Origin of the sequence: Zunongwangia sp. SCSIO 43204 (genome assembly GCF_019904275.1) — a bacterium.
GTDB classification, from domain to species: Bacteria; Bacteroidota; Bacteroidia; order Flavobacteriales; family Flavobacteriaceae; genus Zunongwangia; species Zunongwangia mangrovi.
In genome coordinates, this window is sequence record NZ_CP063204.1 from 1169922 (window position 1) to 1187993 (window position 18072).

The following is an 18072-nucleotide window of genomic DNA, read 5'->3' on the forward strand; positions in this document are numbered from 1 at the left end:
ACCAAATCTACTATAAAATGAAACTTAAATTATGCTTGATTTTAGCTGTTTTTGGCGGTTGTTTTATGAGAGCCCAGGATCTAGAAGGTTCCTGGAAATGGACTTCGCCAGATGGTTCACAGCAGTTTGAAATCGAACTTGAACAAATTAGCGAAAAAGAATATCGTGGGAAGCATTGTGCTGTTTTTGATAATGGCGAGCGTATCGATTGTAATAGTGACCAGGATACTTTTTCTATCGTGATGCTCGAAATAACTGAAGACAATTTTGCCGGAACTATAGAAAGCAGTTACGAAAGATCACAAGGGAAAATAAGAATGCAATATCATGAACAGGAAGATCTGTTACATTTTAAACTCACCAAAAATCCTTCAGGTATATTTTATTTACCTCCAGAGGCTATTTTAACCCGATAATTAATTCTGAATGATTTCTTCAGGTTTATAAGGAGACCAGATTTCATTTACTGGATCACCGGTAGAACTTTTGCCTCGATGGTTCCACTCGTTGTTCATTATTTGATAGTCGAAGGTCAAACTTGCTCCTACCCGAAAATCGTCTTTAGAGAAGAATTCGATATTCTCGATATATCTGCCGTATTTTGAAAGATAAGAGCCGCCACCTGTTGCAAAAAATTCTCCTGTGGCCGAGTTATATGCGATCCATTGAAAACGTGTGCCGCTAAGGATTTTTATGGTTTTACGATCTCCAATTTCTCGTCTTTGCATTTCGCCATTTCGTTCGCGACCGGTAATGATCCAAACCCCAGAAAGATCATCCTGATAATCACCAATCTTAAGCCAGGTTTGTGAGAAATCCTGCCCTTCAAATTTTAAAGTGTCCTTAGTTACTTCAACGACAAGATTATTGATATTTCCTACCTGTTCTTTTTCTTCAGAATTGAATTCAAATTTTTCGGTATAAGAAGAGCCTTCAACTTCAAAGATTCCACCTTTTGCACTTTTAAATTCGTAGTCACCTTCTTTGGTTCCTTCAGCAAAAAAACCGTCCTGATAAATACGAACTGTTGTAAGCGCAACAGGTGTTTTATTTTCAGAAATTAATTCCCAGGATCCCTCTAAACCTGCTAAACTTTGTGCATTTACATGCTGAAATATACTGAACGCTATAAATGAAAAAAGTATCTTCATAATACCAAATTTTGGTAATGAAGATACTAATATTTACTCGATATATAAGTGCTATTTCTTTTGTAGAAAATGCGATTGATTACTTTTCTTCGCCGTATTTATCGTATTCAGGATAAAGAAAGTTATTATAGGGGAAGCGTGTAATATGAATTTCGCGAACAGCCTCGTAGACTTTCTTTCTAAAATGCTCCATGTTCTCTTTTTCTAATGCTGAAATAAACAATACGTTATTTCCAAGACGATTCATCCAGGTTTGCTTCCATTCGCTTAAGGTGTAATGAGCCGTTGTTTTTTCAGTAATTAGATCGTCTTCTGCGATTTCTTCAGGAACATATTGATCGATCTTATTAAATACCATAATCGATGGTTTATCTGAACTTTTTATTTCATCCAGAATTTGATTCACAGAATCGATATGCTCTTCGAAATTAGGATGAGAGATATCTACAACATGCAATAACAAATCTGCTTCTCTAACTTCATCTAAGGTCGATTTAAAAGACTCTACCAACTGTGTAGGTAATTTTCTAATAAATCCTACTGTATCGGTTAAAAGGAAGGGAAGATTGCGAATCACAACTTTTCTAACTGTTGTATCCAATGTTGCAAAAAGCTTGTTTTCAGCAAAAACTTCACTTTTACTAATGGTGTTCATTAATGTAGATTTTCCTACGTTGGTATAACCAACCAAAGCAACTCTTACTAATTGCCCACGATTACCACGCTGTACTTCCATTTGTTTATCAATGGTCGCCAGTTTCTTCTTCAACAAAGAAATTTTATCACGAACGATACGGCGGTCGGTTTCGATCTCTGTTTCCCCTGGACCACGCATACCAATACCACCACGCTGTCTTTCAAGGTGCGTCCACATCCCGGCAAGTCTAGGTAGTAAATACTCATATTGGGCAAGTTCTACCTGTGTTCTTGCATAACTGGTTTGTGCACGCTGGGCGAATATATCCAGAATAAGATTGGTTCTATCTAAAACTTTACATTTCAGGATCTTTTCAATATTCTTTTGCTGAGCAGGAGAAAGCTCATCGTCAAAAATGGCAGTCCCAATTTCGTTATCAGATACGTAATTTCGTACTTCTTCCATCTTTCCAGATCCAATAAAAGTTTTTGGGTTAGGAAAGTCCATTTTTTGCGAGAAACGTTTTGCAACTTCTCCGCCGGCAGTATAGGTAAGGAATTCCAGCTCGTCTAGATATTCCTCTAATTTATCTTCGTTCTGGTCCTTAGTGATGATCCCAATAAGAACCGCTTTTTCGTAACTTAAATCTGTTTTTTCAATCATAACTACAAAGGTACACAATAGATTAGTATTGTGATTTAGCGTGTTATTTTTTCAAATTATTTTAACCAAAAAAAGCCTGTAACTTAATTACAGGCTTTAGATTTTAATATTTTTTTGGGTTTAGAAGCTGTAATTAAATCCTAAACCAAAAACTTCTCTTACCTGAAATGCACCAACGGCATTATCATCATAAATCGTCTGGAAAATGAAATTTGTAGATAATAACTCGTTAATTTTCATTTTAATGTTCATCGTATAATCGATGTCAACGTTTTGCGGATCCTCAAGATAGTTTGAATACAGGTTAAGGATGTTTTCCATTTTCACATTCTTAATAATGTCGAATTTCGCATACGCTGAAAGTGAAGCGCCAAGTTCAAATCTTGAAGAGCTTCCCTGGTCTACACCAAAATAATCACCATCCTGGTAACCTTCTACACTGGTGAAATAAGAATCTACAAAGATAAATCTTGCGGTAGCAGGGGCCACGTTCACATAAAAGTTTTCGTTTTTCTTCCAAAGCATACCTGGTCCAAACTGTAGATATGCAGGAGAGAAAAAGCTGGTGCGTTCGGTACGAATAGTTTCGCCAGTTTCTGCATCTTCACTAAAAGTATATCCTTTAGTTACTTGTGTTCTAAAGTTGGTAAAGAATGAATAGAACCAATTAGAATCTTCAACCTGTTTACCGGCAACCGAGTTAAATTCTAAACGGTCACTTGTCTTTCTAGGAAATTCATCACCATTTTGTTTTGTAAGTCCGTAATCTACCAAAACCTTAGAATCCCAGGTAAAATCATCTTTCAGATAATTAAAATCATAGTTGAAGATAAGGTTTCCGGCAATATTAGAAGTTCCACCCCCGGTCCATTCAGCATTGAAAGCAGATTGATTAAAAAGGAGTTGGATGTTTCCCTCTGTTGTCCATCCTTCTTTTTGCTCTTCGCTATCATCTTCCTGAGCTTGCATGTTTAGAACGCCTCCCAAGACAAGCAGGCTGAGTAAAATCTTTTTCATAGGTTAGTTGTAATTTGGATCAGTTAGTTTTTTGGTTTTTTATATAAGGGAACTGAAGAGCAGGCTTCACCGTACATTATGCTTTTAGCTATTGGTTGGAGCTTGTTGATAAGTAATAAATAGGCATTTTTAGGTACCGGTTTATTGGCGCAACCTTTAATAATAATTGGTTTATCTTTTAATTCTGAAAGATCCATCTGCTGAATAATTTCAGTATAAAGAATACTTTCCAAATCCTCCAGGCTTCCATTAATTGTTTTTTTAGCGAAAGGCTGAAGGTAAGTAGCTATAAGCATATAAGCCCAGGCCGGGATTATGGCATCTGTACTACAATGTAAAGCCACATAACAGTCTTGATATTGGCTCCAATCGTGATTTTTGGCTTCTTCTCTAAAAGTGCCTTCTCTTAATACGAAACCTTCTAACAACCAGTTTGAAATATCAAAAGTCACTCTTTGGCCTTTTGGATAATAATCCTCCAGATTAAAAGTGACTAGTTTACTGTTTGCTACTCGATTTACAATTTCTTCTGTAGCCATACCTGTTATTTTATAATAGTCCTAATTCTAATTTAGCACCTTCACTCATTAGATCCTGGCTCCAAGGTGGGTCAAAAGTGATTTCAACTTCACAGTCATTAACTGCATCCAGTGATTTTACTTTTTCTTCTACCTCTTGTGGTAAAGATTCGGCTACCGGGCAGTTTGGAGTGGTAAGGGTCATTAAGATTTTTACATCATAATCTGTACTTACCATAACGTCGTAAATAAGTCCTAATTCGTATATATCTACAGGGATTTCAGGATCGTAAATGGTTTTAAGCACTTTTACGATTTTTTCTCCCAATTCCTGAGTGTCGATTTCCTGTTCCATTTATTTTAATTGGGTTTGATATGCAATTGCATACATTTTTAGTTGTTTGATCATACTTACCAGTCCGTTTGCTCGAGTAGGAGATAAGTGTTCTTTTAATCCAATCTCGTCGATAAATTGGGTATCTGCTTCTAGAATATCTGAAGGATGATGTCCAGAAAATGCTCTAATTAAAATGGCTACAATACCTTTTGTGATTATCGCATCGCTATCTGCAGTAAATTCAAGTTTTTCACCATTTAACTCGGCATGAACCCAAACTTTACTCTGGCAACCTTTAATTAGGTTTTCTTCGATCTTATATTTTTCGTCGATCAAAGGAAGTGATTTTCCAAGTTCGATCATGTATTCATAACGCTGCATCCAATCGTCGAACATTGAAAATTCATCTATAATTTCTTCCTGTATTTGCTGTATAGATTTACTCACTTTTTTCGGTTTTTATAAGGCTTATCAAAACCTCATTATTATTTGATAATAACCTAAGCTCTTTCTCAGAAAATTCAAAAGCTGTAATCTTAGGCAAAGTTTTAGAGATCGTATTTTCGTTTTCCATTGCGCCCTGGCAAAATTTTCGGGTGCTTATGGCATTAGAAAATGTAAGTGTATTTTCACTAATCTCGTATCCAGCGCCAATAGAATTGCAATCTGTTGTTATTGCAAGTCGATCGTTTTCTGAATTAAAGTCAAATATAAGATTCCCAAGATTTTCATTGTTACTATTCAGTGTTTTAACCGAATATTTCCCGGAAATTTCAGAATTATTTAACGTTTTTTGGTCGTTCTCGCTAAGATTGGGTGTTTCTTTAGGCTTATTTTCTTCTTTACAGCTAAAAATTAAAAGGGAGCTAAAAATGGCTAAAATCGATAAAGATCTATGCAAGCATGGTTTTAGCTTTAATAACGGCTTTGATAAATGCATCTATTTCTTCTTTTGTATTATAAAACGAAAAAGAAGCGCGAACCGTACCCGGAATTTTATAAAAATCCATGATGGGTTGAGCACAATGATGCCCGGTTCTCACTGCTATTCCCAATTTGTCGAGAATAGTCCCGATATCATACGGATGCATCCCATTAATATTGAAAGAAATTACGGCTGTTTTTTCTTTTGAAACTCCGTAGATCTCCATACCGTCTATTTCCAGAAGTTTTTTAGTAGCATAATGAAGCAATTCTTCCTCGTACGCAGCGATCTTATCGAAACCAACAGTATTCATATAATCTAATGCTGCGCCAAAAGCGATTCCGCCGCAAATGTTAGGAGTTCCTGCTTCAAATTTATGCGGAAGATCGGCATAAGTGGTTTTCTCGAAAGTTACCGTTGCAATCATCTCACCACCACCTTGATAAGGTGGTAATTTGTTAAGCCATTTTTCTTTGCCGTAAAGCATACCAACGCCGGTTGGGCCACACATTTTATGAGCAGAAACTACGTAAAAATCTACGTCTAAAGCCTGTACATCGGCTTTGATATGCGGTGCTGCCTGAGCTCCATCGACTAGAACGGCCGCATCATACTCATGTGCTTTAGTAATGATCTTTTCAATAGGATTTACCGTACCTAAAGCATTAGAAACATGATTTAAAAATACAAGCTTAGTCTTTTCTGAAAGTAATTCTTCGAAAGCAGTATAGATTAGTTCTCCTTCCTGATTCATTGGAATTACTTTTAAGATCGCTCCGGTTTTTTCAGCAAGAATTTGCCACGGCACAATGTTAGAGTGATGCTCTAATGCAGAAACGATAATTTCGTCACCTTTTTTCAGCAAAGAAGCAAAACCATTAGCTACCAGATTTATACCATGAGTTGTACCTGAGGTAAAAATGATCTCGTGAGCCTTTTCTGCATTAAAATGCTTTTGAATTGTATGGCGAGCATGCTCATATTTATCTGTAGCTTCCTGTGATAACGCATGTACACCACGATGAATATTGGCGTTATAGTTAGAATAATACTCTACAATGGTATCTATTACCTGTTGTGGTGTTTGCGACGTTGCAGCATTATCAAAATAAACGAGAGGATAACCGTTTACTTCTCGTTTAAGAATAGGGAAATCCTCTCTAATTTTTTCTAAGCTATATTCTAATGCTTCAGTAGCTGTACTCATATCTTAAAATTTTTGCTGAATAAAATGTGCTACTTAAAAACTAGCTTTCTATAAGTTGAAACCTAATTCAACACCAAGTTTTTCAGCAATAAGATTGTTGATTCTTTTCTTGATCTCTGGGATCTTTACACTTTCTAATACGTTATTGGCGAAAGCGTACATTAATAATCCACGTGCTTCTTTATGTGGAATTCCGCGTGATTGTAGGTAAAATAAAGCATCTTCATCTAATTGACCAATCGTACACCCGTGGCTACAACGTACATCATCTGCAAAGATCTCTAGCTGCGGTTTAGAATTGATGGTTGCTTTATCATCTACAAGAATGTTATTGTTAGATTGATACGCATTTGTCTTTTGCGCCTCTTTCTCTACAACCACTTTCCCGTTAAAAACACCTACAGATTTATCTGAGAAAATTCCTTTATAATCCTGGTGACTCTCGCAGTTTGGATAAATGTGGTGAACCAGCGTGTTATGATCTACGTGCTGCTTTCCTTCAATAATCGTAACTCCTTTCATGGTAGAGTCGATGCGCTCTCCTTTTTGGTAGAAGTTTAAGTTATTTCTAGTAAGATTTCCACCTAAAGAAAATGTGTGAACAGAACAATTACTTTCATCTTTCTGCTCGATAAAAGTATTATCGATGAAAGAAGAAGTTCCTTTGTCATTCTGAATTTTATAATAGTCTACTATCGCACGACGATCTGCAAAGATCTCGGTAACCGAGTTGGTTAATACCGGGTGATCTGTTAGGCTTTGATGTCTTTCGATAATTTGAACATGAGAATTCTCATCAACGACCACAAGGTTTCTAGGCTGAAGCAATAAAGAAGATTCATTTCCGGTAGAGAAATTAATTATCTGTATTGGCTTGTCTGCCATGATATTTTTATGAATATGTATATAAGCTCCTTCTTTTGTAAATGCAGTGTTTAATGCATTAAGACCATTTTTAGGTGCAAGCTTATTGAAATAATTATCGATAACAGGCTTAAATTTGTCTTTGTTTAATGCTGAAGACATTAAGCAAACATCGATCTTATCGTGAGTAGTATTAGATAAATGAGAAGAATAAATACCATCGATAAATACCAAATCGTAGGTGTCTATGTCGTGAATTAGGTACTGTTTGATCTGGCTATACTCTATAGCATCTTCTTTTTTAGGAAAAATGCTATAATCGTGTTTTAGAGCAGATTTTAACGAAGTGTATTTCCAGGCTTCTTCTTTTTTACTTGGGAAACCAAAGGTTTCGAAGTCTTTAATAGCCTGACTTCTTATTTGTTGAACATCATCATCTACCTGATATTGCTCGTCGAAAGCTAAAAATGATGATACTAATTTATCTTTTAATTCCATTGTCTTCTGTTTATCAGTTATAATACAAATTCTTAAGATTGGCCTAAAAGACCTCCCGTTTTTATCGAATTTTAATATTAAACTGCTTTTTCCTGCTTAATCCAGTCGTAACCTCTTTCTTCTAATTCGTAAGCAAGTTCTTTACCACCAGTTTTAACGATCTTACCATCAATTAAAACATGTACTACATCTGGTACGATATAGTTTAAAAGTCTTTGGTAGTGAGTAATGACAAGCACCGCATTGTTTTCGGTTCTTAATTTATTTACTCCGTTCGAAACGATCTTAAGAGCATCGATATCTAAACCAGAGTCAGTTTCATCTAAAATCGATAATTTAGGCTCTAGCATTGCCATTTGGAAAATCTCATTTCTCTTTTTCTCACCACCAGAAAAACCTTCGTTTAAAGATCTTGATAAGAATTTACGGTCGATTTCCAGTAATTCAGATTTTTCACGAATTAGCTTAAGCATTTCGTTTGCAGGCATATCTTCTAAACCATTCGCTTTACGATGTGCGTTGATCGCGGTTTTCATAAAGTTAGTTACCGATACTCCTGGAATTTCCACTGGATATTGAAAAGAAAGAAAAACACCTTTATGAGCTCTTTCCTCTGGATCTAGCTCTGCAAGGTCTTCGTTTTCAAAAATGATTTCGCCCTCTGTCATTTCGTATTCTTCTCTACCTGCAATAACAGAAGATAAAGTACTTTTTCCAGATCCGTTAGGACCCATGATAGCGTGTACTTCACCTGGGTTAATCTCAAGATCGATTCCTTTTAGGATTTCTTTTCCTTCAATATTAGCGTGTAAATTCTTTATCTTAAGCATAATTATTTGGTATGCATTTAGGCTGTGCCCAAATTATGTTTGTTATTCCTGTCTTTTATTTATCGTGCTATCAGCAAGGATAGCTACAATTTCTTTTAATTCTATATTTCTTTCGATTCCGGTTTGTCTGGGACTTTGCTTTAATCTCCCCTTTACTTTTACCGGTATCATTTGGAAATCATCAGTTTTATAAGCTTCAATTTGTTTTGCTAAAACGCGGCTTAAACTGTCGATTTCTACATTATATATAAAGTCGTCACCTCTTAGAATAGCATCTTCTTCAGTAAAAATGAATTTCCCTGTTACTGTTGGTACCGTATCTTGTTCGGTTTCCTTATCATCAGTGTTATCCTGAGTAGTCTTTTCACTATTATCTTTGCAGGACAGGATGAATGAGACCAATAAAAGTATAAACAGTAACTTCTTCATTTTCTACAAATGAGCGATTGATTATCCTACAGAACCTTCTAACGAAATTTCTAATAGCTTTTGAGCTTCTACAGCAAACTCCATAGGAAGTTTATTTAATACCTCTTTACTAAAACCGTTAACGATTAACGCGATAGCTTTTTCAGTATCAATTCCTCTTTGGTTACAGTAAAAGATCTGGTCTTCACCAATTTTACTGGTTGTCGCTTCGTGCTCAACTTTCGCAGTTTTGTTTTTCGCTTCGATATATGGGAAAGTGTGCGCGCCACATTCGTTACCCATTAAAAGTGAATCACATTGCGAGAAGTTTCTTGCATTTTCTGCGCGTGGGTTAACCTGCACTAAACCACGATATGAGTTTTGTGATTTTCCTGCTGAAATACCTTTAGAGATAATCGTACTCTTAGTGTTTTTACCAAGATGAACCATTTTTGTACCAGTATCTGCCTGTTGGAAATTATTAGTTACTGCGATCGAATAAAATTCTCCAACCGAGTTATCTCCTTTTAGAATACAAGAAGGATACTTCCAGGTTACAGCAGATCCTGTTTCTACCTGTGTCCATGAGATTTTTGCGTTTTTCTCGCAAAGTCCTCTTTTGGTCACAAAGTTAAAAACTCCACCTTTGCCGTCTTTTCCACCAGGGAACCAGTTTTGTACGGTACTATATTTAATCTCGGCATCATCTAAAGCAATAAGCTCTACAACAGCAGCGTGCAACTGATTTTCGTCACGCATTGGTGCAGTACAACCTTCAAGGTAACTTACATAACTACTTTCATCAGCAATTACTAAAGTTCTTTCAAACTGCCCGGTTCCTGCCTGGTTGATTCTAAAATAAGTAGAAAGTTCCATTGGGCAACGAACGCCTTTTGGAATGTAACAGAAGGATCCATCACTAAATACAGCCGAATTTAATGCGGCGTAAAAGTTGTCTTTCTTCGGAACCACAGATCCGATATATTTCTTAACTAATTCTGGGTGTTCTTTAATGGCTTCTGAAATTGAGCAAAAAATAATACCTTTTTCAGCCAAAGTCTTTTTAAAGGTGGTAGTCACCGAAACAGAATCCATTACAACATCTACGGCAACTCCTGCAAGTTTTTTCTGCTCGTCGATAGAAATACCCAGTTTTTTAAAAGTGTCCAGTAATTCTGGATCGACTTCATCTAAACTCTCGTATTTAGGTTTTTTGTTAGGAGCAGAATAATAAGAAATGTTTTGGAAGTTTGGTTTTTCATAATGAACATTAGCCCATTCTGGTTCTTCCATTTGTTCCCATGCTCTAAAAGCTTCCAGTCGCCACTCTGTCATCCATTCTGGCTCTTCTTTCTTTTTAGAGATTGCTCTAACAATATCCTCATTTAAACCAACAGGTAAGGTATCAGATTCTATATCGGTATAAAATCCGTACTCATATTCTTTGGTTTCGAGTTCTTTTTTTAAGTCGTCTTCAGTATATGCCATAATCTGTTTCTTAAATTCTAAAGTAGCAGGTTTATACAATTAATTTCAGAAGTGAAATATAATTCCATTCAATTTACATTCTGAAAGTTGCCTGTCTGCTCTCTAAGTTTTACAGCGAAAAACTTTCGCCACATCCGCATGTTCTTTGGGCGTTAGGATTGTTAAAAACAAATCCTTTACCATTTAATCCGCCAGAATATTCTAAAATAGTTCCTGCCAGATATAGAACGCTACGTTTATCGACAACGATCTTAACATCGTTATCTTCAAAAAGTTTATCATCATCGGCTTTGGATTTATCGAATTTTAATTCGTAGGACAATCCAGAACAGCCGCCACTCTTCACGCCAACACGTACAAAATCCTGAAGGCTGTTAAAGCCTTCTTCTTCCATAAGAGTAGAAATCTTTTTCTTTGCGTCTTCACTTACTTTTATCATAGCTTAAAAAGATCTTTTTAAATCGCGTACAAATATACATTAAAACAAGCGTTTTACCATAGCGGTAATATTTGTTTTAAGAATGTCTAAATAAATGTATTCAATTATTATTAGTAGCCTTTGTTTTACCGGATTTAGAAAAGGCTAAGTTGTTTTATTTCAAAATCTTCCGGTTGATTTCTAAATTCTTGTACTTCCTATTGTATTAGTAGGATTATCTGCTAAACCTTTCAGTTTAAATGATAAAATTCATTAAGTGTATGTTGTTGAAATAATATTCATTTATTTTGCATAAAATTTATTTGTGATGTTTGATAATAGTGAGCCTACAAAAACAAGTTTGTCTGAATTGGGAGAATTTGGATTGATCGATCATTTAACCAAAAATTTTTCTCCAAAACATTCTTCTACGATCAAAGCCATTGGTGATGACGCTGCGGTTTTAGATTTTAAAGAAAAGCAAACTCTTGTGAGTACAGATATGCTTGTTGAAGGCGTTCATTTTGATCTTGCCTATATGCCGCTAAAACATTTAGGGTATAAATCTGTGATGGTGAACGCATCAGATATTTATGCTATGAATGCTAAGGCTACGCACATCACAGTTTCTATTGCTCCTTCTAATAGATTTCCTGTAGAGGCTTTAGAAGAATTGTATGCTGGTATACAATTAGCTGCAGATCTTTACAATATCGATGTTATCGGTGGCGATACAACATCTTCAACCTCTGGATTATTTATAAGTATTTCAGTTTTTGGTGAAGCTGAAAAAGAAGATGTGGTGTATAGAAGTGGTGCAAAACCAAATGATCTTTTGGTAGTGACCGGTGATCTTGGTGCAGCCTATATGGGATTACAGGTTTTAGAACGTGAAAAGCAGGTTTTTAAAGCAAATCCAAATGCACAACCAGATCTAGATCAATACACCTATTTAATAGAGCGTCAATTAAAACCTGAAGCACGTAAAGATATCCCACCATTGCTTAAAGAACTCGAAGTAAGGCCAACATCGATGATTGATATTAGTGACGGACTTTCTTCTGAAGTGATACATCTTTGCAAAAACTCTAAAACCGGAGTTAATCTGTTTGAAGAAAAAGTGCCACTGGATCCTGCTGTAATTTCTGTTTGTGAAGAATTTGAATTAGATAGTACGATGATCGCCTTAAGTGGAGGTGAAGATTACGAACTATTATTCACCGTTTCCCAATCTGATTTTGATAAAATTAAAGGAAATCCAAATCTCACAGTTATTGGCCATATGACCGAAGAAAGCGCAGGTATGCATCTTATCACACGTGCTAACCAGGCGATTCCTTTAGTTGCTCGTGGATGGAACTCTATGAATAGCGAAGATTAAGGCAAAGACTTAAGAAGCTTTGGCGTAATGACGTACGCGACGATTTTTTCGCCTTTTGTGAATCTTGGCGATGTAGTTGTTCGTTTCTTTAAATTTCTTCGTAAGGGGTGCTAAGAATCCGTTCGCTGTATCTGTCATTTCCTGACCGCAGTTTGCACACTTATATTCGTGTACATGGTCGGTAACATTTTTGGTTACCTTTAACTTGTGGCCAAAAATATTACAGAATAACTTAGCGAAAGAAAAATTATTGGGGGTGTCTTTCATAACAGCTTGATTTTTAATTTTTTGACACCCTAAAGTTAAAAAAGCCTTACGAAATTCCCAAAAAATAGCTAATTTTTTGTTAAAAATTAAAATTTAAGTTTTAGGTTGAGGATAATGTAATATTTGTTGAAATTTTTAAACAAATGATAAGCCTATTCGTTTAAAGATAGTAATTTTTGCATTAGCGTTTTCCTTAATCTGTAACGTTTTAGCACTAATCAATGCCAAATCCTGCATGCTTTTAAGCTGAAATTTTCCATTGAAAATGGCTGGTATCTGAATGCTTTTGAGTAGATTATTCATATCTAGAATAGGAATGATGATACTTTCTGAATAAATTTTTATCCTTAATTCTTTAGATTTTTGATTGCAGAAATTGTAGTAATAAATCTCTATTTTCAATAAAAGACAAATGCCCATCTGGAAATTCGATAATTTTTGCACTCGTTTTTTTGCCTAATTTTATGGTATTTTCTACATCTAATACCGGATCCTGCTTACCAACAACTATAAATTTATCTCCTTCGAATTGTTCAAAGGCTTCAGTGCTGTCTAATCTGTTCTTCATGCCTAAAGTAGCTGCGATAATGCTTTCTGAAGACATTTTTTGAGCTTCATTCTTAAGAATCTCGATTTCAGGCTTAAATTTTTTATTGTTTTCCGCAGTTAAAAGATTCGATATTGCCATACTTACAAAAGCCGATTTGTTTTTTGCTACTAAATTGGCGACACGATCACGATTTTCTTTCTTTTCTGGAGTATCTTCAGCAGGAGTAGAATTTATAAGGCCGATTTTGGATATTTTTTCGGGATATTTTTTTAGAATTTCCATAATCACATAACCACCCATAGAATGCCCGGCAAAACTTGCTTTTTCTATTTTTAAGTGATCAAGCACTTCAATAACCGCATCTGCCATACTTTCCATAGAGTGAACTTGGGAAATATTACCTGTTTCACCATGTCCTAAGAGATCGATCGTTATTACTTGCCGGTTTTTAGAAAGTAGTTCCTGGTAGTCTCTCCAAATTTCTTCAGTTTCTAAAAAACCATGTAAAAGTATCAAAGGATTGCTTTTTCCCTTTGATGTAAACTTTATTTGTGTATTTTTATGCTGTATTTTCATAAGCATTACATTTAAAAAGGCCGCAAAATCGATTTAAAAATCAATTTCTGTGGCCTTTTTGTTTTTTTATGAATTCATAATATCCTCGACCTCATCAGCTTCGATCGGGATATTGCGCATTAAATTGAATGGTTCACCATTTTCCTGAATTACAACATCATCTTCAAGTCGAATCCCGAAACCTTCATCAGGAAGATAAATTCCTGGCTCAACCGTAAAAACTTGATTCGCTTTCATAGGTTCGGTTAAAATTCCGTAGTCATGCGTATCCAGCCCGATGTTATGAGCGGTACCATGCATAAAATATTTTTTATATGCTGGCCAATCTGGATTTTCATTTTGAACATCAGCTTTATCAAGTAATCCTAGATCTAGCAATTCCGAAGTCATTAATTTCCCAACCTCTTTATGGAACTCGTCCCACATGGTTCCCGGTCTAAGCCATTTTGTAGACTCAGACTTCACTTTATTAACGGTATTGTAGATTTGTTTCTGGCGATCTGTAAATTTACCAGAAACCGGGATCGATCTCGTCATGTCGCTCGAGTAGTTGGCGTACTCGGCTCCCGTATCTAATAAAATTAGTTCTCCAGCTTTACATTGCTGGTTGTTTTCAGTATAATGTAAAACATTTGCGTTGTTACCGCTAGCGATAATCGGGGTATAAGCAAATCCTTTAGAACGATTTCTAATCATTTCGTGCCAGTATTCTGCTTCGATCTCGTATTCCCAAACGCCAGGTTTGGTGAATTTAAGCGCTCTTCTAAAAGCCTTTTCTGTAATATCACATGCTTTTTGCATTAAATCCAGTTCGATAGGATCTTTTACAGAGCGTAATCTTTGTAAGATAGGATTACTTTTTGCAACGCGGTGAGCAGGATATTTTTCTTTACACCACTTTATGAAACGGTCGTCACGAGTTTCTGTTTGGATACTTCCCTGAACTCGATAATGTTCATTTTTATTGAAATAAATTGTTTCTGCCTGCGCCATAATTTCAAAAAACACCTTTTCAAAATCCTGTAGCCAGTAAACAGTTTTTACTCCGCTAACTTCAAAAGCCTTTTCTTTTGTAAGTTTTTCGCCTTCCCAAACTGCGATGTGAGGATTGGTTTCTGTAAGGAATAGAATTTCTCGGTGTTCTGGTTTTGGTGCTTCTGGAAATAGAACTAAAATAGCCTCTTCCTGGTCTACACCACTTAAATAAAACAAATCACGGTTTTGCTGAAATGGCATTGTACTATCAGCTCCAATAGGAAAAACATCATTGGCGTTAAAAACAGCTAAGCCTCCGGGAACCATTCGTTCCATAAAGTTTTTACGGTTTTTAATGAATAAATTCCTGTCTATTTGATCATATTTCATAATTGTAATTTCAAAATTATCCCCAAAACTAAAAAACAGTCTTTACAAAGCCTGTTAATCGATGGCTAATATTTGATAATATCAGCATTGCTTGTTTTAGGCACATTGAAAATTTACCGATGCTTTACTGCTGAAAAAAATTCGTTATATTTATACTTCGGAATTTTGATTATTTAATCTTATTTCTAAAATGTAATTTACAAATGTAATTGAAATAGGTGTCGTGGCTTTTTTAATGAAATGTTTATTCGATATTTGTTTCATCTTTAATACTTAAAATTTTAAAACTGTGTGTGGAATTGTTTGTGCGTTCGATTTAAAAGAGAAGTCTGATGATTTAAGACCTCAATTATTAGAAATGGCCAGGTGTTTAAGACATCGTGGTCCGGACTGGAGTGGGATTTACAGTAATGATAATGTGATCATGGCGCATGAGCGTCTAGCTATTGTCGATCCAATTTCAGGAGGCCAGCCTTTATTGTCTAAAGATGAAAAATTAGTACTTGCCGCGAATGGCGAAATATATAATCATAAGAAATTAAGAGAGCAATGCCCAGATTACGACTTTCAAACGGCATCAGATTGTGAAGTTATTCTTGCTTTATACAAACAAAAAGGAGCGAAGTTCCTTGATGATTTAAACGGAATCTTTGGTTTTGCTATTTATGATGTAGAGAATGATGAATATTTAATTGCAAGAGATCATATTGGTATAATTCCATTATATATTGGATGGGATCATAATGGAACTTTTTATGTAGCTTCAGAGCTTAAAGCTTTAGAAGGTAAATGTACCAAGATCGAATTATTCCCTCCTGGTCACTATCTTTCTAGCAAAGAAGAAGGTTTCCAGAAATGGTATGAGCGTGATTGGATGGAATACGATGCGGTTAAAGATAACCCAACCAGTATCGAAGATTTAAAAGAAGCTTTAGAAAAAGCGGTACACCGCCAGTTAATGAGTGACGTGCCTTATGGAGTTTTACTTTCTGGAGGTTTAGATTCTTCAATAACTTCAGCAGTCGCTAAAAAATATTCAGAAAAAAGAATAGAAAGTGATGATAAAGACGCGGCTTGGTGGCCAAGATTACACTCTTTTGCGATTGGGTTGGAAGGTTCTCCAGATTTAGCTGCAGCGCAAAAAGTAGCCGATCATTTAGATACCGTGCATCACGAGATCAAGTTTACCATTCAGGAAGGTTTAGATGCGATAAAAGATGTGATCTATCATTTAGAAACTTATGATGTGACCACGATTAGAGCTTCCACTCCTATGTATCTAATGGCGAGAACTATTAAATCTTTAGGGATTAAAATGGTACTTTCTGGCGAAGGATCAGATGAACTTTTTGGTGGATATCTTTATTTCCATAAAGCACCAAATGCTAAAGAGTTTCATGAAGAAACCGTTCGTAAATTAGACAAATTACATCAATACGATTGTTTAAGAGCGAACAAATCACTTTGTGCCTGGGGAATCGAAGGTCGTGTACCATTCTTAGATAAGGAATTTATGGATGTTGCAATGCGTCTTAACCCAAAAGATAAAATGATTACTGGTGAGCGTATCGAAAAATGGGTGCTAAGAAAAGCTTTTGAGGATTATCTTCCAGAAAGTGTTGCGTGGAGACAAAAAGAGCAGTTTTCTGACGGAGTTGGATACAGCTGGATCGATACTTTAAAACAATTGGTAGAATCTGAAGTGAGTGATGAGCAACTTAAGAATGCACACTTCAAGTTCCCAATTCAGCCACCAACAAGTAAAGAGGAATACTATTATAGAACGATCTTCTCTCAGCATTTTCCAAGTGATGCTGCGGCATTATCTGTACCTTCAGTGCCTTCTGTAGCTTGTAGTACACCAACTGCATTAGAATGGGACGAATCGTTTAAGAACATGAACGATCCTTCTGGTAGAGCAGTGGCAAATGTTCATTCAGATGCATATAAAAAAGATCTTGTAGAAGGTTAATTCTGAATAAAAATAAATGAAAGAGCTATCTGAAATTCGATATTTTGGGTAGCTTTTTTTATGCAGTTTAGTTAATTAAAGCTTTATAAATTGTAGAATTTCAATCGATTGAAAAATTATGTGATTATTCTTCTTTTTCGTTCTGAAGCATTATGAATAAAGGTGTTCGGTGATTTTTGGTCTGAAATTTAGTTTTATTTAAGATTAAACAAAACTGTATCTTACTTATACTTATTCTAAATAGCCTTATAAAGAAGCATTAAAGTTTGTCCATAAATTAATTGGAGTGTATTTTTGCTGTTAAAATTCTATAAATAATCAAACCAATGGGTGGATTTTTAAAATCATCTATCGCAAAGAAAGTTGCGATGGCCTTGTCGGGACTGTTCCTGGTCTTATTTTTACTTCAACACTTTACAATCAATCTAACTTCAGTAATTAGTGAAGATCTATTTAACGAGCTTTCTCATTTCATGGGAATCAATTTCCTGGTACAGGCAATCCTTCAGCCGGTATTGATCTTTGGGGTGATATTCCATTTTGTGATGGGATTTGTGCTTGAAGCTAAAAACCGTGGGGCTAGAAATATAAAGTATGTAAAGTACAATGGTAGTGCTAATTCTAGCTGGATGTCAAGAAACATGATCTATTCTGGATTAGTAGTTTTAGCTTTTTTAGCGCTTCACTTTTACGATTTTTGGGTACCAGAAATTGTACATAAATATGTAGAATCTCACCCAGAAGATGCCTCGAGATATTATGGTGAGTTGGTGGCTAAATTTCAGGATCCAATTCGTGTAGCAGCTTACTGCTTATCTTTTGTGTTCTTAAGTTTACACTTACTTCATGGTTTTTCTTCCTCATTTCAATCTATGGGATGGAATAACAAATATGCTAAAGGAGTAAGAGGCATTACAGTGGCTTATGCTATAATCATTCCGCTAGGATTTATTTTTATAGCATTGTTTCACTATATCAATAACCTTTAATTCGCGAGATT

General features: G+C 35.6%; 20 protein-coding genes. 4 read left to right on the forward strand and 16 right to left on the reverse strand.

What is annotated here, in order from left to right:
- Positions 1 to 17: 17 nt before the first annotated feature.
- A complete protein-coding gene (locus tag INR75_RS05205) occupies positions 18 to 416 on the forward strand; it encodes a hypothetical protein (RefSeq protein WP_223091056.1) in 399 nt (132 codons plus the stop codon).
- On the opposite strand, the gene INR75_RS05210 is transcribed toward INR75_RS05205, so the two are convergent.
- The 13 genes from INR75_RS05210 to INR75_RS05270 form a co-directional block, all read right to left on the reverse strand.
- On the reverse strand, positions 417 to 1151 hold the full coding sequence (locus INR75_RS05210; RefSeq protein WP_223091057.1) for a hypothetical protein: 735 nt from the start codon (positions 1149 to 1151) through the stop codon (positions 417 to 419).
- Positions 1152 to 1230: 79 nt separating this feature from the next.
- The gene (gene hflX / locus INR75_RS05215) at positions 1231 to 2451 is read right to left on the reverse strand and encodes a GTPase HflX (RefSeq protein ID WP_223091058.1); all 1221 of its coding nucleotides are present in this window, start codon (positions 2449 to 2451) and stop codon (positions 1231 to 1233) included.
- Between the two features lie 120 nt (positions 2452 to 2571).
- Complete coding sequence (locus INR75_RS05220) at positions 2572 to 3468, reverse strand: DUF3078 domain-containing protein (RefSeq protein WP_223091059.1); 897 nt, start codon at positions 3466 to 3468, stop codon at positions 2572 to 2574.
- Positions 3469 to 3491: 23 nt separating this feature from the next.
- On the reverse strand, positions 3492 to 4007 hold the full coding sequence (locus tag INR75_RS05225) for a DUF2480 family protein (RefSeq protein WP_223091060.1): 516 nt from the start codon (positions 4005 to 4007) through the stop codon (positions 3492 to 3494).
- A 10-nt stretch (positions 4008 to 4017) separates the two neighbouring features.
- Entirely contained in the window at positions 4018 to 4341 is a 324-nt protein-coding gene (locus tag INR75_RS05230; RefSeq protein ID WP_223091061.1) for an SUF system Fe-S cluster assembly protein, read from the reverse strand.
- On the reverse strand, positions 4342 to 4719 hold the full coding sequence (locus INR75_RS05235; protein ID WP_084841237.1) for a SufE family protein: 378 nt from the start codon (positions 4717 to 4719) through the stop codon (positions 4342 to 4344).
- A gap of 43 nt (positions 4720 to 4762) precedes the next feature.
- Positions 4763 to 5224: an META domain-containing protein gene (locus tag INR75_RS05240; RefSeq protein ID WP_223091062.1), complete on the reverse strand. Its 462-nt coding sequence runs from the start codon at positions 5222 to 5224 to the stop codon at positions 4763 to 4765.
- Complete coding sequence (locus tag INR75_RS05245) at positions 5217 to 6455, reverse strand: aminotransferase class V-fold PLP-dependent enzyme (protein ID WP_223091063.1); 1239 nt, start codon at positions 6453 to 6455, stop codon at positions 5217 to 5219. Before INR75_RS05245 ends, INR75_RS05240 begins: the two co-directional genes overlap by 8 nt.
- Before the next feature lie 48 nt (positions 6456 to 6503).
- Positions 6504 to 7817: a Fe-S cluster assembly protein SufD gene (sufD, locus tag INR75_RS05250; RefSeq protein ID WP_223091064.1), complete on the reverse strand. Its 1314-nt coding sequence runs from the start codon at positions 7815 to 7817 to the stop codon at positions 6504 to 6506.
- 77 nt (positions 7818 to 7894) lie between these two features.
- Entirely contained in the window at positions 7895 to 8647 is a 753-nt protein-coding gene (gene sufC, locus INR75_RS05255) for a Fe-S cluster assembly ATPase SufC (protein ID WP_092539962.1), read from the reverse strand.
- Between the two features lie 42 nt (positions 8648 to 8689).
- The gene (locus tag INR75_RS05260; RefSeq protein WP_223091065.1) at positions 8690 to 9076 is read right to left on the reverse strand and encodes a hypothetical protein; all 387 of its coding nucleotides are present in this window, start codon (positions 9074 to 9076) and stop codon (positions 8690 to 8692) included.
- Between the two features lie 21 nt (positions 9077 to 9097).
- A complete protein-coding gene (gene sufB / locus INR75_RS05265; RefSeq protein WP_223091066.1) occupies positions 9098 to 10543 on the reverse strand; it encodes a Fe-S cluster assembly protein SufB in 1446 nt (481 codons plus the stop codon).
- Positions 10544 to 10652: 109 nt separating this feature from the next.
- Positions 10653 to 10982 (reverse strand): iron-sulfur cluster assembly accessory protein, encoded by a 330-nt coding sequence (locus tag INR75_RS05270; RefSeq protein WP_223091067.1) that lies wholly within the window; start codon positions 10980 to 10982, stop codon positions 10653 to 10655.
- 307 nt (positions 10983 to 11289) lie between these two features.
- Here INR75_RS05270 and thiL point away from each other — a divergent pair, with 307 nt between their 5' ends.
- Complete coding sequence (gene thiL / locus INR75_RS05275; protein WP_223091068.1) at positions 11290 to 12342, forward strand: thiamine-phosphate kinase; 1053 nt, start codon at positions 11290 to 11292, stop codon at positions 12340 to 12342.
- A 9-nt stretch (positions 12343 to 12351) separates the two neighbouring features.
- Here thiL and INR75_RS05280 read toward each other — a convergent pair whose 3' ends face one another.
- The 3 genes from INR75_RS05280 to INR75_RS05290 all read right to left on the reverse strand — a co-directional run bounded on the left by INR75_RS05280 (position 12352) and on the right by INR75_RS05290 (position 15100).
- On the reverse strand, positions 12352 to 12609 hold the full coding sequence (locus INR75_RS05280) for a DUF1660 family phage protein (protein ID WP_092539966.1): 258 nt from the start codon (positions 12607 to 12609) through the stop codon (positions 12352 to 12354).
- A gap of 355 nt (positions 12610 to 12964) precedes the next feature.
- On the reverse strand, positions 12965 to 13735 hold the full coding sequence (locus INR75_RS05285; protein ID WP_255584647.1) for an alpha/beta fold hydrolase: 771 nt from the start codon (positions 13733 to 13735) through the stop codon (positions 12965 to 12967).
- Between the two features lie 66 nt (positions 13736 to 13801).
- Positions 13802 to 15100, reverse strand: a complete 1299-nt coding sequence (locus INR75_RS05290; RefSeq protein WP_223091069.1) for an aminopeptidase P family protein — start codon at positions 15098 to 15100, stop codon at positions 13802 to 13804.
- Between the two features lie 289 nt (positions 15101 to 15389).
- On the opposite strand from INR75_RS05290, the gene asnB reads away from it, so the two are divergent.
- Together asnB and INR75_RS05300 are read left to right on the forward strand one after the other, a co-directional pair.
- Positions 15390 to 17072, forward strand: a complete 1683-nt coding sequence (gene asnB / locus INR75_RS05295; protein WP_223091070.1) for an asparagine synthase B — start codon at positions 15390 to 15392, stop codon at positions 17070 to 17072.
- Between the two features lie 326 nt (positions 17073 to 17398).
- Positions 17399 to 18061, forward strand: a complete 663-nt coding sequence (locus tag INR75_RS05300) for a succinate dehydrogenase cytochrome b subunit (protein ID WP_223091071.1) — start codon at positions 17399 to 17401, stop codon at positions 18059 to 18061.
- Positions 18062 to 18072: the final 11 nt, after the last annotated feature.

Bases quoted from the DNA above. Each gene is read 5' to 3' on its own strand.
- INR75_RS05205 (WP_223091056.1), top strand. From the start codon at position 18: ATGAAACTTAAATTATGCTTGATTTTAGCTGTTTTTGGCGGTTGTTTT.
- INR75_RS05210 (WP_223091057.1), bottom strand. From the start codon at position 1,151: ATGAAGATACTTTTTTCATTTATAGCGTTCAGTATATTTCAGCATGTA.
- hflX (WP_223091058.1), bottom strand. From the start codon at position 2,451: ATGATTGAAAAAACAGATTTAAGTTACGAAAAAGCGGTTCTTATTGGG.
- INR75_RS05220 (WP_223091059.1), bottom strand. From the start codon at position 3,468: ATGAAAAAGATTTTACTCAGCCTGCTTGTCTTGGGAGGCGTTCTAAAC.
- INR75_RS05225 (WP_223091060.1), bottom strand. From the start codon at position 4,007: ATGGCTACAGAAGAAATTGTAAATCGAGTAGCAAACAGTAAACTAGTC.
- INR75_RS05230 (WP_223091061.1), bottom strand. From the start codon at position 4,341: ATGGAACAGGAAATCGACACTCAGGAATTGGGAGAAAAAATCGTAAAA.
- INR75_RS05235 (WP_084841237.1), bottom strand. From the start codon at position 4,719: ATGTTCGACGATTGGATGCAGCGTTATGAATACATGATCGAACTTGGA.
- INR75_RS05245 (WP_223091063.1), bottom strand. From the start codon at position 6,455: ATGAGTACAGCTACTGAAGCATTAGAATATAGCTTAGAAAAAATTAGA.
- sufD (WP_223091064.1), bottom strand. From the start codon at position 7,817: ATGGAATTAAAAGATAAATTAGTATCATCATTTTTAGCTTTCGACGAG.
- sufC (WP_092539962.1), bottom strand. From the start codon at position 8,647: ATGCTTAAGATAAAGAATTTACACGCTAATATTGAAGGAAAAGAAATC.
- INR75_RS05260 (WP_223091065.1), bottom strand. From the start codon at position 9,076: ATGAAGAAGTTACTGTTTATACTTTTATTGGTCTCATTCATCCTGTCC.
- sufB (WP_223091066.1), bottom strand. From the start codon at position 10,543: ATGGCATATACTGAAGACGACTTAAAAAAAGAACTCGAAACCAAAGAA.
- INR75_RS05270 (WP_223091067.1), bottom strand. From the start codon at position 10,982: ATGATAAAAGTAAGTGAAGACGCAAAGAAAAAGATTTCTACTCTTATG.
- thiL (WP_223091068.1), top strand. From the start codon at position 11,290: ATGTTTGATAATAGTGAGCCTACAAAAACAAGTTTGTCTGAATTGGGA.
- INR75_RS05280 (WP_092539966.1), bottom strand. From the start codon at position 12,609: ATGAAAGACACCCCCAATAATTTTTCTTTCGCTAAGTTATTCTGTAAT.
- INR75_RS05285 (WP_255584647.1), bottom strand. From the start codon at position 13,735: ATGAAAATACAGCATAAAAATACACAAATAAAGTTTACATCAAAGGGA.
- INR75_RS05290 (WP_223091069.1), bottom strand. From the start codon at position 15,100: ATGAAATATGATCAAATAGACAGGAATTTATTCATTAAAAACCGTAAA.
- INR75_RS05300 (WP_223091071.1), top strand. From the start codon at position 17,399: ATGGGTGGATTTTTAAAATCATCTATCGCAAAGAAAGTTGCGATGGCC.